Source organism: Alishewanella sp. HL-SH06 (assembly GCF_052656265.1).
The window spans coordinates 3473973-3489381 of the sequence record NZ_CP199752.1 but is presented as its reverse complement, the minus strand read 5'-3'; the positions used below and the strand labels follow the sequence as shown (position 1 = coordinate 3489381).

Here is a 15409-nt window from a genome sequence, read left to right as displayed (position 1 = left end):
GCAGGCTGTTCCAAAGCGCCTCAGCGTTTATGCTAAAGCATAAGTCAGTATTTGTAGGATCGATCTGTTATGCGCATATTATGTCTGTCGTTAAGTATGGTGTTGTTAGGCTGTCAACCGGCGGTAAAAGAGCAGCCGGTAACCTTAAGCTCGCCCGCATGGACTGATGCCCGTGCCGCTCAGCAAGGTTTGGCCGCGGGCACCTTTACCAGTGAACAATTAGTGCAACATTATCTGGAGCAAATAGCCGCGCACAATCTGCAAGGCCATGAGCTGCGCGCTATTGTCGATGTGAATGTTGAGGCTCTGGCGCAAGCAAAATTGTTGGATGAAGAGCGGGCGCAAGGCAAAATGCGTTCACCGTTGCACGGTTTGCCGGTAGTGTTAAAAGCCAATATTGCTACCGCCGACCAATTACCGACTACTGCTGGCGCTTTAGCCTTAAAAAATCACCTCACAGCCAAAGATGCCGAGCTGGTGAAGCAACTGCGAGCAGCCGGTGCCGTGATCCTTGCCAAAAGTAACTTGTCAGAGTGGGCGAATTTTCGTGGTGAAGACTCGTCCAGCGGTTGGTCAGCGTTAGGCGGGCAAACCCGTAATCCACACGTATTAACCCATACGCCTTGTGGTTCGAGCTCAGGCTCAGGTGTGGCGGTGGCCGCTGATCTGAGCTTGTTGGCCGTGGGCACCGAAACTGACGGTTCTATTATGTGTCCTTCTTCTATTAACGGCATTGTTGGCATTAAACCAACGCGTGGCGCCGTTTCGGGTGAAGGCATTATTCCAATTGCTGCGGCGCAAGATATTGCCGGGCCAATGGCGCGCAAAGTGTATGATGCGGCATTATTATTAGAAGCCATGCTGACAACCGAAGCGCGGCAAAAATTACCAGCGTCTTTAACCGCGGCCGCGTTACAGCCTGCAACCAGTGGCAAAGTATTGTTAGTGCGCGCTTATGACAGTCGTAACCCGGCATTACCGGCTACTTTAGATAAAACGGCGGCAGTGCTAACGGCGGCGGGTATTGAAGTGGTCACTACCGATCAGTGGCAATTGCCGGGGGAATTATATCAAGCAGAGTTAGCAGTACTGGTGTACGAGTTTGCGCGAGATTTACAGCAGTGGTTGACTGATTACAACGTGCCTGCAGCCGTTAATACCGTGCAAAAAATTGTCGACTTCAATAACGCACAGGGCGAAACAGCTTTGGCGTTTTATGGTCAAGAATACCTTGAGCAAGCCGCTGCCACCGACTTAACCGCCCAAGCCGAAGCCTATCAGCAGGCGTTAACGCGTAGCCGTGAACTGGCAGAAGCAGCATTAAATACCTATTTAAATGACGGCTACAGCGCGATAATTATGCCTTCTTATGGACCAGCTTGGCCGATTGATCATGTAAATGGTGACAATTTTAATTTTGGCACTTCTACTGCTGCCGCGGTGGCCGGCTACCCATCGATTACGTTACCGGGTGGTTATGATGGTGTGTTACCACTGGGCTTAAGCGTGGTCGGTTTACCCTGGTCTGAGCCCGAACTGTTGCGCGTAGCGGCATTGTTAGAGCAACAATTATCAGCGTATCGGCGTCCGGGTTTTGTAGCAAGTTTACCCAGCAATGCTGAGCCTGCAGTAAAATCAGAGTAAGGTTAAGCGTTTAACTTACCGTGTAATTAAGGCGGCGAAGTTTGCAGCATGCTGAGTAGTGGCTTAGGCTATACGCAGTCTTGCTGTTTCACCCACGCCATTCTTCACGCTAAGGAGCTCAAACGATGTCAACTTCTGCTTTGCAGCGCATACACATTCCGATCACCGGCCTGACTTGCGCTGGTTGTGTGCGCCGTGCGACTTCGGCGCTGACTAGCGTTACTGGTGTCAGTGAGGTGAGCGTCAATTTAGCCACTGCTAGTGCGGAATTTAGCCTCACCGATAACACGCTATTACCGACAGTGACCAGTGCTTTGCGACAAGCCGGTTATCCTACCCGACTCGAACAGATCGAACTGCACATTGCTAATATGCACTGCGCCTCCTGTGTCAGTAAAATTGAAAAAAGTGTGTTGGCGCTGCCCGGTGTGCTTAAGGCCAAGGTCAATCTCGCCTCAAACACGCTGCAACTGACGCGTATTACTGGGCTGGCGGCTGAACGCGCAGTACTTAAGGCGATTGCTGCTGCGGGTTATCAAGGCAAGGTGCAAAGTGCAGAGAATACCGATCTCGTGCAAGAGCAGCAACAAGCACAACAACGCTTAAGCCGACAATTCTGGTTAGCGCTGCTGCTAAGTTTACCGGTGTTTGTGTTAGAAATGGGCAGCCATCTGTTACCGGAGTTAGCGCAGTGGCTGCAACAGGTTCTACCCGCCCCTTATAACGGCCTGCTGCAATTTGTGTTAACCAGCGTGGTGCTACTTGGCCCGGGGCGTCACTTCTTTACAACGGGGCTCCCCAACTTATGGCGACGGTCGCCAGATATGAACTCGTTAGTCGCGCTGGGTACCTTAGCGGCGTGGAGCTATTCTAGCATCGTGTTATTCCTGCCCGCACTGCTGCTTGTTGGCAGTCAGCATCTGTACTTTGAATCGGCGGTGGTCATTGTAACGTTAATCTTGCTTGGCCGCTGGTTAGAGGGGCGTGCGCGTGGACAGACGGGGGCAGCTATTCAGCGTTTACTTGGGCTACAAGTGAAAACCGTACGGATAAAAAGAGATGATGACTTTCAGGATCTCCCTATTAATGAATTGCAAACGCAGATGCAATTTCTGGTGCGGCCGGGAGAGCGGATTGCGGCTGATGCCGAGGTCGTGTCCGGTGAGTCTTGGGTTGACGAAGCCATGTTAAGTGGTGAGCCTATGCCTGTTGCCAAAGCGGCTGGTGCCAAGGTGACGGCCGGTACCGTTAATGGTGAGCAAGGCAGTTTACTCTGCCGCGCTACCGCCGTAGGTGAGCAAACGGTATTGGCGCAAATTGTGCGCTTAGTGCAACAGGCACAAAGTAGTCGGTTACCCATTCAAGCTTTGGTGGATAAGGTGACGGCCGTGTTTGTACCGGTGGTCCTGGCAATTGCTTTATTAACAGCGCTGCACTGGCTTTGGTTGGGTAGCGAAGACGCCGTCAGTTTTGCGTTGGTAAATGCCGTAGCGGTGCTGATTATTGCCTGCCCTTGTGCCATGGGACTGGCCACGCCAGTCTCCATTATGGTGGGTACTGGGCGCGCAGCGGAGCTAGGGATCTTATTTCGGCAAGGTGATGCGTTGCAGCAATTACAACAAATTAAGCTGGTGGCCTTTGATAAAACCGGCACCTTAACCGCCGGTAAAATGCAATTGACAGACGTACACTGCGCCGATGGCGTTACTAAAGAACACGTGTTGGCGTTGGTCGCAGGCGTGGAGCAACATGCGGAACATCCGCTGGCACAGGCCTTATTAGCGGCCGCTAAGCACGCTGAGGTTAAGCCGCTTGCCGCGACCGAGTTTAAGGCGTTAACCGGGTTTGGCGTTAGCGCACAGGTGGATGCACAGCCCGTGTTATTGGGCAGTGCCGCCTTGTTGGCGCAGCAGCAGATCAGTGTGGCAGCTTTTGATGCACAGGCAAAAAACTGTCGTGCTGCCGGTAAAACCGTAATTTATTTAACCCATGCTGGAAAATTACTGGCGTTACTGGCCATCGCCGATCAATTGCGCGCAGACAGTAAAGATGCGGTTCGGCAACTACAACAAGCCGGTTTGCGGGTGGTAATGGTCAGTGGTGATAATCAGTACACCGCCAATGCGGTGGCCGCCGAGCTAGGTATTACCGATGTGAGAGCGCAAGTGCTACCGGCCGATAAACAAGCGGTAGTGCAAGCGTTGCAACGTGAGTTTGGCAAAGTGGCGTTTGTGGGCGATGGCATTAACGATGCCCCCGCGCTAGCCGCAGCCGATGTCGGCATTGCCATTGGTAGCGGCACCGATATTGCGATCGACGCTGCCGATGTGGTGTTACAACGCAGTGAAGTTATGGCGGTGTATCGAGCACTTGGTTTAAGCCGCGCAGTGATGCGTAATATTAAACAAAACTTATTTTGGGCCTTTGCGTATAACATCGTACTGATCCCGGTTGCAGCGGGGGTATTGTACCCCGTCGCCGGTATCTTATTGGCGCCCGGTTTAGCCGCAGCCGCCATGGCCATGTCTAGCGTGTTTGTACTGACCAATGCGTTGCGCTTGCGGCAATTTCGCTAGTTTTTGACAGCAGTCGCTGGTCAGCGTATCTTTACCGTGCGCCTATAGCCCTATTAATAGACAGGAACATTAATGTTAAGCACCTTGGTTAAACGCCAAAAACTCTGGACTGTGCCGCTGCTCGTCAGCTTGGCCTTTTCCTGGTGCTTAATGCTGTGTCAAAATGTGGCACAGGCCGCCACGGTGACTTCAGCTGCCATAGAGCAAACCACACCGCCTTGTCATAGCGCAGCCAACCGTGACGATGCAGCAGAAATGCCGCTGTCATCAAGTCAACCACTAGCAAGTCAACAACACTGCTCAGGTTGCGATAATCAAGCTGCCAGCGCAGAGCCAGTGCAGCTGGCTTTTTCGGCAATATTTATTACTTGGCAAAAGTTGTCAGCCGTCGAGTTTTTATCTACGGCTATCCCAGTCAGTCAATTACATACGCCCCCGCCAAAACGACGGTTGCCGTTGTATTTATCGAACAATCAATTACGTATTTAACCCTTTTCTGAGTCGCTTTTTTGCTGATGCTTGCATCGGCTCCAGCTATTTTCAGTAAGGGTTTTTATTATGTTGCCATCTTCTTCACTCGCGTCATTATTGTTTTCTGTCAAATTGCTTTTGTTGGCACTGCCGTTATGTTTATTGCCGCTGTCTGCTATAGCGCAGCAACAAGCTGATCCGCATGCGGGGCATGCGCACAGTCAAATGCAGTCAAAGGTTGCTGATCCTTTAGCGGCGTTGCAGCCAGACAGTCAGGTGTATACCTGCTCGATGCATCCGCAAATTCGTTTAACTGAGGCTGATGCGCGCTGCCCTATTTGTAGTATGGCGTTAATCCCGGTGCCGCAAGAAAATATGGTAAAAGATGAAGCCGCTAATGCGGCAGTGCTGCGGCTAAGCCCGCGTGCCGCCGCCTTACTGCAAACACAGGTGCAACCGGTACGCCTTAGTACAGCAACTACAAAGCTTAACTTGCCGGGCACCTTGGCGGCTGATGAAAGTCGTATTCAAACTATCAGTGCCTGGAGCAGTGGGCGTATTGAACAAGCCTATGTGAATCGCACCGCGCAAACGATAAAAGCTGGCGAGCCGATGCTGGAAATCTTCAGCCCCGATTTGATTGTCATCCAGCAAGAATTGTTGCAAGCCAAACAGCTGAGTGCTAGCCGCGGCAGCTTGCCGGCCGGTACGACGCTCGATAGCGCACGCCGTCGTTTACGTTTGTTAGGTGTACCTGTCACGCAAATTGAACAGATCCTGCAGCGTGAACAGTTACAAGATACCGTCACCATCAGTGCACCAGTCAGTGGCATTATTACTGAAAAATGGGTCAATCAAGGTGCCTATGTCAGTACCGGTCAACCGCTATTTACGGTGCTGGCACTGGATCAATTGTGGTTAGAATTAGAAGTGTTTGAGCAACAGCTCGGATTACTGCGGGTTGGACTGGCGCTAGAGGTGCAGTTGCCAGCTTTTGCGGGCGAGACGTTCAGTGCCAGCATTGAGCTAATTGAGCCGGTGTTAGATGCGACCAGTCGCACTGCGCGGATCCGAGCGGTGATACCGAACCCCACTGGTCGTTTAAAACCGGGTATGTTAGCCCAGGCTCGCGCGCAATTGCCGGTTGCAGAAAGTCTATTAATTCCCGCCAGTGCTGTGCTTTTTACGGGTAAGCAATCCCTGGTGTATGTGCAAACCGACGCCGAGCAACCGCATTATACTCCACGTCGTATTACCCTAGGGCAGCGCATTGGTGAGCAATATCAGGTATTAGCGGGGCTAGAGCAAGGTGAGTTAGTCGTGACACAAGGGGCGTTTCGCTTAGACAGCGAGCTGCAAATTCGCGGTTTAGCCAGTATGCTTAACCCCACTGCTATCGGTCTTGCCCCGATGTTACACCAACACGGTTCGAGTAGTAGTTTAAACACCAGTGCAAGTAATAATACCAGTAATAGTGCAAGCCATGCAGATCATAGCCTGCTGGACAGCCAAGAGAGCGCCGCAGCGGTAACACCGGTTAAACCAAGCTCGGGTTTTGTGTTAAGTGATGAGCAACAAGCCCCGTTATTGGCCGCTTATCAGCAGCTATATCTCGGTTTAATCAGTGACGATCTTAGCGCATGGCGCCAAGGCACGCTGGCAATGCAACAAGCGGTCGCGGGCATTGTGTGGCCAGATCGTTTTCCGGGGCTATTAATGGCCCTTAAAGCCGGTGAGGGCGAACTTGAGCAAGTAACGGATCTAGAGAGTGCTCGCGCTTTGTTTTATCGGCATAATATCGGTTTATTACGTTTTGCTGAGCTAGGGGTATTCGCCCAAGGTTGGTATGAGGCCTATTGCCCGATGGCGCGCGACGGTGAGGGTGCCAGCTGGTTGCAGCCTACCGATCAGTTACGTAACCCGTATTTCGGTACGATGATGCTCGGTTGTGGCGACTTGGTCCGTCAATTTGGCGGGGAGGCATAAGCATGACTGCACAAATCGGCGGCTTTGGCCGTGTGCTGGCCGTGCTGATGCGGCAAAAATTAGTGGTGATGCTGCTGGCATCGCTGTTGTTAGTGGCGGGTATGGGGGTGGCGCCTTTTGCCTGGCAACACGGTATACCACTTAAACCCATTACGGTGGATGCCATCCCTAATTTGGGTGAAAACCAACAGATCGTTTTTGCGGATTGGGCTGGGCGTTCGCCACAAGATGTCGAAGATCAACTCACTTACCCGCTCAGTGCTGCGTTGATGGGCGTGCCAGGGGTGAAGGATGTGCGTTCACTGTCGATGTTCGGTTTTAGCAGTATTGCGCTGATTTTCGACGAAGATATCGAGTTTTATTGGGCGCGTTCGCGCATTTTAGAGAAACTGGCTAGTCTACCTGAAGATACGTTACCTAGTGGTGTGCAGCCCGCCTTAGGCCCTGATGCCACCGGTTTAGGGCAGGTGTTCTGGTACACCTTAGAAGGACAAGACCCGCAGGGAAAAACCACCGGTGGCTGGACCTTGGCTGAGCTGCGTTCAGTGCAGGATTGGTATTTACGCAGCGGCTTGTTAACCGCTGAAGGTATCAGCGAAGTCGCGGCCATTGGTGGTTATCAGCGCGAATATCAAATAGAAGTCGATGCCAATTTACTGCGTTTGTATCAAGTCAGTTTAGAGCAAGTCACGGCGGCGGTGATGGCATCGAATCTGGACGTGAGTGCGGGCAGTCGCGAAATTAATGGTGTTGAGTACCTGATCCGCGGTCAGGGCTTTATTAAAAACCTCGCCGATATTGAACAAGCGGTGGTGCGACTGGGGCCGAATAATACGCCCATTCGGGTGCAAGACGTGGCTAGCGTGAATGTCGGCCCTGCTGCCCGGCGCGGTGCTTTGGATGTGGCCGGTGCAGAAGCGGTAGGCGCCGTCGTGACGGTGCGTGAAGGCTATAACCCACGGCAAGCGATTACTCACTTACGCCAGCGCATGCAAGAGTTAGTGCCAGGCATGCCGGCCAAAGCGGTGATTGACTGGGCAAAGATTAGTCAGGTTGAAGTTGAACGCTTTGCCAGCGCCCAATCACTGCCAGATTATCAACAGCAGCCTAACGCCTGGCGCGACTGGCTACGCGCGCAACCGCAAGCTGATTGGCCTACTTGGCTAACGCTAAGTCAGGTCAGCATAGTGCCGTTTTATGATCGTTCGTTATTAATTGATGAAACCGTCGGCACGTTAGAAAGCGCCCTCAGTTTGCAATTATTGTTAACCACGATTGTGGTACTGGCTCTGCTGTGGCAAGTGCGGGCCGCCTTGGCGATCAGTTTATTATTACCGGCCACGGTACTCTGTACCTTTTTGCTGATGCGGCTGTTTCAGGTGGAAGCCAATATCGTCGCCTTGGCCGGTATCGCCATCGCTATCGGCACTATTGTGGATTTAGGCATCATTTTTACGGAGAACCTGCTTAGACAACGGCAAGATCAACCTGCTTTGTCTTTGCAACAAGCCATCATGCAAGCAGGCCAAGAAGTGGGCCCCGCTATCCTTACTGCTATTAGCACCACCATCATCAGCTTTTTACCGGTGTTTGCCATGACGGGCGCCGAAGGCAAATTGTTTGGGCCTTTGGCCTACACCAAAACCTTTGTGTTACTTTGTGCCGTGTTGCTGGCGGTCACCTTATTACCGGTGTTGCTGTATTTGTTGTTCGCGCCTAATACGCAAGGTTTACGCAGCCTGTTACAAGGTTTGGTTCAGCGCATACCTGCGCCTTTATTGGCATGGACGGCTTTCTTACCCAGCGGCTTATTACCGCGTTTAAAGCATGTGCTAGTGATCATCCTGCTCATTACCGCCTTGGTGTTGCTGTCGCAATTGTGGCTACCACTTGGCCCTGCCGCCGGTTTTTGGCATAACTTACTGTTGGTCAGTACGCTGTTACTGCTGATTTTAGGCGGCTTTTGGTTGTTTCAGCGCGCCTACTTGCCGTTATTAGCGCTGTGTTTACGTTTTAAAGCACTGTTTATAGTTTTACCACTGTTGGTGGTGCTAACGGGGTTAAGTGTCTGGCTGGGTGCGGATCGCGTGATCCCGGGTGTACAAGCCGACAGCGCGTTAGCCAAACGCTTTCCGGGCTTGGGACGTGAGTTTATGCCGGCACTGGATGAAAGCGCTTTTCTGTTTATGCCCTCGTTAATGCCGCATACTTCAATCAGTGAAGCCTTAGCCGTGCTGCAACAGCAAGACAAAGCCATTGCCGCCATTCCCGAAGTTAAATCGGTAGTGGGCAAAATAGGTCGAGCCGATACCGCCTTAGATCCCGCGCCACTGGGCATGATTGAAACGCAGATCCAGTATCACAGTGAATATCGCACTGATGCGCAAGGACGTCGGCAATTTTTCCGCTTTGATAGTAGCAGCCAGCAATTTACCCGTGATACTAATGGCGAGTTGATTGCTGATGCGCGTGGCCGACCTTATCGGCAATGGCGTGAGCATATAACGTCGCCAGAGGATATTTGGCAAGAAATTGTGCAAGCGGCGCAACTGCCAGGTGTGACTTCTGCACCGAAACTACAGCCGATTGAAACGCGCTTACTGATGTTACAAACCGGTATGCGGGCGGCGATGGGCATTAAATTGCAAGGGCCAGATTTGGCGACATTAGAGCAAATGGCGCTGCAATTTGAAGCCATACTGCGCCAAGCTCCAGGCATAGTACCGTTAACGGTGAATGCCGAACGGGTGGTCGGCCAGCCTTATTTAAGTATTGTGCCGGATCGGCAAGCGATTGCCCGACATGGCTTGTCGATGCAACAGGTGCAGCAAAGTATTAGCACGGCGCTGGGTGGCATGGAAGCGGGGCGCACGGTAGAAGGGCGCGAACGTTACCCGATCCGCGTGCGTTATCAGCGTGAGCAACGCGATACCGTGGAGGCGATTAACGAGGTGCTGATTAGCACGCCAGCGGGCTATCAAGTGCCACTCAGTCAGCTGGCTGAACTGCGCTATGAGCGCGGCCCACAAATGATCCGCTCTGAGAACAGCTTTCTCACGGCCTATATTACCTTTGGCGCCCATCCCGGTTTAGCTGAAGTAGAAGCCGTGGCGCAGGTCGAAGCGCATTTAATGCAATTGCTAAACGAGGGCGAATTAACGTTGCCCGCCGGTGTCAGTTATCAGTTTGCCGGCAGTTACCAGCAACAACAAAGCGCGGCGGCCACCTTAATGTGGCTGGTGCCGTTAGCGCTAATTTTGATTTTTATGTTGATGTACTTACAGTTCCAGCAAGTCAGTACGGCCTTGATGATTTTTAGCAGCATTGCCATTGCCTGGGCCGGCGGCTTTATTGCCTTAGATGCCTTTGCCCAGCCCGATTTTCTTAATGTTAGCTGGTTTGGTGCCAATTTACGTGAGCTGTTTAACCTGCAAGCCTATAACCTAAGTATCGCCGTGTGGGTCGGCTTTTTAGCGTTATTTGGTATCGCGGTTGATGACGGCATCGTAATGGCGACCTATTTAAAGCAGCAATTTGCCGAACATCAACCGCGTTCGCAAGCGGCGGTGCGTGAACTGGTATTAGCCGCGGCAGGCAAACGCATCGGCCCTTGCTTAATGACGTCTGCCACTACCATCTTAGCGTTATTACCGGTGCTCAGTGCCAGTGGCCGCGGCGCCGATTTAATGATCCCCATGGCCGTGCCCACCGTCGGCGGCATGTTTTTTGTGCTACTGAGTATCTTTTTAATTCCGGTACTCTACTCAGCACGCGAGGAGTGGCGCTTAGCCATGAAGTAGTATGAGAAAAAGCGAGAAGGGCGCACTTAGCGCCCTTTTTAATCTGTAGAGAGGTAGGCATTTATCTGCCGTAACTTAGCGGGTGCTGGGTTACGGCTATTGCTAACTTATAGATGATAACTAATATGCTGATGAAAACGCACAGTGAGATCGTCCCGCTCGGGTTGCAGTGCTAAGCTTTTGGCAAAGCGATGTAACGCCGCTTCTACCTGGTTCATAAAGCGGCCATAGCCCATATCGGTTTGATCGGCTGGCGTGGCGAAGATCACTAATTGCATCATTTCAACCAGTTTATCGCCTTGCAAATCGCTGATCAGTTGACCTGCTTGCGCGCTCGGATCAAAACCAATCATCTGCAACTCTGTACCATGGCTGCTTTTATCAAATTGACTATTGCGCACCAAGGGTAACAAACCATTAGCCAGCACGGCTAAATGTTTGAATTGCTCGGGCTGACAGGCGCTGACAAAGCTATCACTGACTTTTTGATACAGCGGCAGATATGGCGCATCACTCTGTAAATTCAATGCGACTTGCTCTTTTAGGCGCCGGCTTAACGGTAAGTTGACGATGACATAGGTAAGCGCATTATGTTCTGGCAGTTCACATTGCCGTGCTTTATAGCGCGCTCCAATTGAGCGCAATTTGTAGCCGTAACTTTCTTTATGGCCTTTGGCCTTGGCAAACAAATCATAAGTAAGATGCTGATGGTCACGCACTTTTACTTTTGTCTCAGTCATTTTTAACTTAGCCAGCAGTTGTTGTAGTACTGTCGTGACTTTTTGGTGGAACGTTGCAGCGTTGGCGCGTAATGGCTGGTCGGTGGCTAAAAATAATAAAGAAATTTTTCGTGCCCGGATGCTGGCATCATAAAAGCTATGCTGTGCTTCGTGATAGCTGGGGTTATAGAAAAATAAAATTTGTTCAGTGGTTTGTAATACGTAAGCTTCCTGATGGAAGCGTACAACCGGCGTTTTACCATTAGCAATCAGATGAACATTGTGCAGCTGTGCCGCATCAGCCAGTTCAAAAAACTGCTGTGACAATTGCTGATAAAGCTGTTCAAACGGTTTTGCTGGGTTGCTAGCAGGAAAGGCCGCGAGTAGTTCGTCTGTTAACGCAAATTCAGCTAAGAGATATTGGTTATCTCGGGCTTCAGCTGGTAAATAAACTTTGTGTTGCGAGCTTACAGGCATAGGTGTTTCCTCAGGTGTATAAATTAGCGGCAATTTTACCAGAAATACAATGTTAATATAGAAATGTTTAATGTAATTATTTTAGACTTGTTAAGGTTAAATTCAGCTTAATTTAAAGTAGCTATGAAGGCTCCACAATTTACTCGATATCCATCTATCTTGGCCGTATTTTGCCTTGTTTAGCGGTGCGTGTTTCCATTGAGCTTTGCACTAATATCAATATCTGCGAAATGGCTTTGTATTTATGCTTTACAGCACGTTAAAGCTTATGTGATGTGGCAAGCCGCAGATGCGCTTTTCAGCGGTTGAAAGCTCATCTGCATGAAGTGAGCAGGTTTTGCTGCTCCCTTAAACTAGAACCTAAATGGTTTACACCTTTAATTTGGCTAGCGTTCGTTGATCAGCATGATAGGAGCGCACTGTTTTAGTTCAGCATCACTTTAGCTTAACTGACGCCAGCGCCAACTATCACGTAGCACTTCCCATGCCGGAAATAACGCTAGCACAACTAAACTTATCGTTATTGAACGTTCAACTTGCGCCGAGCTAAGCATGCCAAGCAAAGGCTGTTCGGTTATTTGCAAAAAAGGCGACATCATTGCCAAATACAGAATTACCAAGGTAAACAAAGCGTTGATGATAATATTCGCCTGCAATAGCGCTTTCTGCCAAATACGCTGCTTTAATTGCCATAGGCTATTGCAGATACCCACGAGCAACAAAGGTGTACACCACAGTAGCAATGTTTTTACCTCGTTGCTGAGCAATACGCTAGGCGTTTCTGCTGGCGCCACAACTTGCCACAGTGGGTAAAATATGGCCACCAGTAAAAATAAATAACTCGCCAAATCAGTAAAAATATCTTGTAGTGCAATCGTCTGCCAGCTAAAGCCCGCGCTAGGTAAATTTTCCGGCTGCCAGTTTTGCCAGCAGTGCTGCTCTGGTTCAGGGGTTTGTTTGGAAATGACAAAATAACCTAGGGTAATGGCAGTAAAAGCAAAGCAAGCATCATCAATCCAACCTGCCGCGATACTGAACACTAAGCTAATCAAACCGACATCAGCGTAGGATAACCAGCCAAAAGTGCTCTTGACCACTTGGATCAAAAACAAGATCCCGAGTACTAGCGTTAGGGTATAGCGATAAATGGGCATATAACTGGCGTTAATAAATGGCTGCTCGGGTACAAACTGTCTAGCAACTTGTCGTGGATGGCCCATTTGCTTTAACAGCTGGCTGACATCTGCGTCGCTTAAGGCACCTTGCGCTGCCGTTAACGCATCCAGTTCATCCATAATGTTGGCCTGCAACTCTCTCGCAATTTCTTCGCGTTTCGCCGCCGGTAGCTCGCGCTGCACCGCAGCAATATATCGAGTGACTAAGTCCATGACTATTTTTCCTTCTCAGTAACCAATAAGTTAGCCAGTGCGCCATTGAGGTTTTGCCACTCTTGCGTTAGCTGTTGTAACAACGTTGCACCCAAGGCAGACAACTTGTAATAACGTCGCTCACGCCCCTCTGCTTGCTGCCATTCGCTCTCTAGTAGACCTTGCTCAGCTAGCCGCCGGATCAACGGATATAAGGTGCCTTCATCAATGTCGATGCCGCCTTGCTGTAACTGTTGCCGCAGTGAATAGCCATAGTGCGCCTGTTTTAGTGAAGCTAATACTGCCAACACTAGCACGCCACGGCGTAACTCTAGGCGCATTTTATCGCGTTGTGCCAAGGTCATCTGCTTGCTCCTTCTGTTGATGTCGGCGATACTGTACGGCACATACTGTGCGGTACACAGTTAATATGCTAGGTGACGCACAGTAAGATTGCAAGTGATTTTATTTTTATACTTTGCTTAATAAGCGCAGCCATTGCACGACGCTATAATCGGCCATTATTGAGTTTGTGTAAGGGTATTTGCGGGTTTGTTGGCGACTGAAATAGACACAATACAAAACAATAAAGGCGCTTTACGCGCCCTTATGGTTTTTTGCCTGGGCAAAACCTACGCCAGTAAGATAAACCCAAAGAACGCAGCAATGGCCGCCATTAACGCATAAGGGAATTGCGTTAGCGCGTGGCTCATCAAGTTACAGCCTGAGCCTTGTGCGGCCAGTACGGTAGAGTCACTGTAGAAACAGGCTTGGCTACCAAACGAGCTGGCTGAGAGCAGAGCGCCGATCACCAGTGGGATATTCGCCTCGACAGTCATGGCTAATGGCATAACTATGGGGATTGATACCGCGAAGATGCCCCAGCTTGAACCCGTGACAAAAGCTAATACGGCCATCGCGACGAACACTAAGGCAGGGAGCATTTGTGCTGTCATGTAGGGGGCTAAATTCTCAATCACATACAGCGGTAAGCCGAGTTGATCGCAAACATCTTTAAAGGTAAAGGCAGCGATAACGGTACAAATAGCCGGTAGCATGGTTTTAAAACCATGCATCATTAACTCCATCATATCCACAAAGGGCATTAAACGCTGCGCCATGTACATCGGAATGGTGATAATAAACGTTAAAATGAGCGCGGGCCAAATTTCCGCTTCAAACCAAATGGTAAAACCAATCAGCATCAACATCGGTAATAAGAAGTTCATCAACTTGCCGTCGTTCTTATCGGCATGATCAAATTCTTCTTCTAACGATGCTACGGCAAAACCCGTATGTGGTTGGCCGGTAGCCGTGGCGTGATTAGCTTCACTGCTGGCGAGTGCTTTGGCACTGACCACGCTGTCCACCGGGGTATCCACTGCTTGCATCGCGGCTAACTCGGCTTTTTTCATTGGGCCAACTAAGGGCACTATGCCTAAAATAACCAACGGCACTAACAACAGCGCTAACCAGGCATAGATCATGTAAGGAATGGCCGCGATATAGGTTTTAATACCATTCGGATCGCTAGCTGGCGCAATATCGTTGGCAACTAATAAGCCCCCAAAGAAAATAGCCCAGGTTGAGATCGGTACTAACACACACATGGGGGCTGCGGTGGAATCGACCACATAGGCCAGCATTTCGCGTGACACTTTATATTTATCGGTTAACCGTTTCATGGTTTCACCGACAGTCAGGGCATTTAGGTAATCATCAATAAAAATAATTAAACCTAATAGGTAGGTCATGAACAGGGACGGTTTACGGCCTTTAGCATATTGCTGCGCCATGCGGCCAAAGGCAAAGGCCCCACCGGTATGCACCAACAGCGCAATTAACGCACCAAAGCCACCGCAAACTAAAATGAGCCAACCGATGGTTTCATCTTGCATCACGCGAACAGATGTTTCGCCTAAATTAAATAGCGCGTCGAGTGGTGAGCCAATTAATAATAGACCTGACGCAGCACCTAGCACCAGCGCCAAAATGGGGCGCTTTAACCAGATGGCAAAGGCTAGAACAACAAGAGGTGGGATTAAACTTATCGCACTTGGCGCAATGGCGGCCGCTTCGACCGCCGCTGCAACAGGCTCGGCCAAACTCCCTAAGGTATCTTCTGCTGACATATTTTTATTCTCGTATAAAAGTCCGGCTTACCGGCAAAAAAGGTATTGAACCGTTGCAGCAGAATGGACAACTCAACGGAGCGATAGTCACAGTGCGAGCAGTAGCTGTGGCTTGAAAAACTTACCGTAAAAGCTTTCTTACCTGAGCACGCTAATTGTGTTTGTTTAGGATACAAACAAACCTGTGCATGATAACAAAAACTCGCGCTTGTACAATTACCAGCGCTAACAAAAAAA

At 50.2% G+C, this 15409-nt stretch carries 9 protein-coding genes; 5 read left to right on the top strand and 4 right to left on the bottom strand.

Translation table 11 applies throughout. The features are described 5' to 3' along the window. Nucleotides 1-69: 69 nt before the first annotated feature. The 5 genes from ACUJFK_RS16150 to ACUJFK_RS16130 all read left to right on the top strand — a co-directional run bounded on the left by ACUJFK_RS16150 (nucleotide 70) and on the right by ACUJFK_RS16130 (nucleotide 10477). Nucleotides 70-1644 carry an amidase gene (locus ACUJFK_RS16150; RefSeq protein ID WP_445425466.1) on the top strand — a complete coding sequence of 525 codons (1575 nt, stop codon included), beginning with the start codon at nucleotides 70-72 and terminating at the stop codon, nucleotides 1642-1644. Nucleotides 1645-1769: 125 nt separating this feature from the next. Continuing rightward, nucleotides 1770-4220, top strand: coding sequence for a heavy metal translocating P-type ATPase (locus tag ACUJFK_RS16145; RefSeq protein ID WP_445425465.1), 2451 nt, complete (start codon nucleotides 1770-1772; stop codon nucleotides 4218-4220). Nucleotides 4221-4292: 72 nt separating this feature from the next. Next, complete coding sequence (locus ACUJFK_RS16140) at nucleotides 4293-4709, top strand: hypothetical protein (protein WP_226751757.1); 417 nt, start codon at nucleotides 4293-4295, stop codon at nucleotides 4707-4709. A 69-nt stretch (nucleotides 4710-4778) separates the two neighbouring features. Next, nucleotides 4779-6677, top strand: a complete 1899-nt coding sequence (locus ACUJFK_RS16135; RefSeq protein ID WP_445425464.1) for an efflux RND transporter periplasmic adaptor subunit — start codon at nucleotides 4779-4781, stop codon at nucleotides 6675-6677. A 2-nt stretch (nucleotides 6678-6679) separates the two neighbouring features. Then, nucleotides 6680-10477: an efflux RND transporter permease subunit gene (locus tag ACUJFK_RS16130; RefSeq protein WP_445425463.1), complete on the top strand. Its 3798-nt coding sequence runs from the start codon at nucleotides 6680-6682 to the stop codon at nucleotides 10475-10477. A gap of 107 nt (nucleotides 10478-10584) precedes the next feature. On the opposite strand, the gene ACUJFK_RS16125 is transcribed toward ACUJFK_RS16130, so the two are convergent. The 4 genes from ACUJFK_RS16125 to ACUJFK_RS16110 form a co-directional block, all read right to left on the bottom strand. Further along, nucleotides 10585-11673, bottom strand: a complete 1089-nt coding sequence (locus ACUJFK_RS16125; protein WP_445425462.1) for a DUF3083 family protein — start codon at nucleotides 11671-11673, stop codon at nucleotides 10585-10587. A gap of 440 nt (nucleotides 11674-12113) precedes the next feature. Further along, nucleotides 12114-13061, bottom strand: coding sequence for an HAAS signaling domain-containing protein (locus tag ACUJFK_RS16120; RefSeq protein WP_445425461.1), 948 nt, complete (start codon nucleotides 13059-13061; stop codon nucleotides 12114-12116). A 2-nt stretch (nucleotides 13062-13063) separates the two neighbouring features. Continuing rightward, nucleotides 13064-13405, bottom strand: coding sequence for a PadR family transcriptional regulator (locus ACUJFK_RS16115; protein WP_226751761.1), 342 nt, complete (start codon nucleotides 13403-13405; stop codon nucleotides 13064-13066). Nucleotides 13406-13672: 267 nt separating this feature from the next. Beyond that, nucleotides 13673-15172, bottom strand: a complete 1500-nt coding sequence (locus ACUJFK_RS16110; protein ID WP_445425460.1) for a Na+/H+ antiporter NhaC family protein — start codon at nucleotides 15170-15172, stop codon at nucleotides 13673-13675. Between the last annotated feature and the right edge of the window lie 237 nt (nucleotides 15173-15409).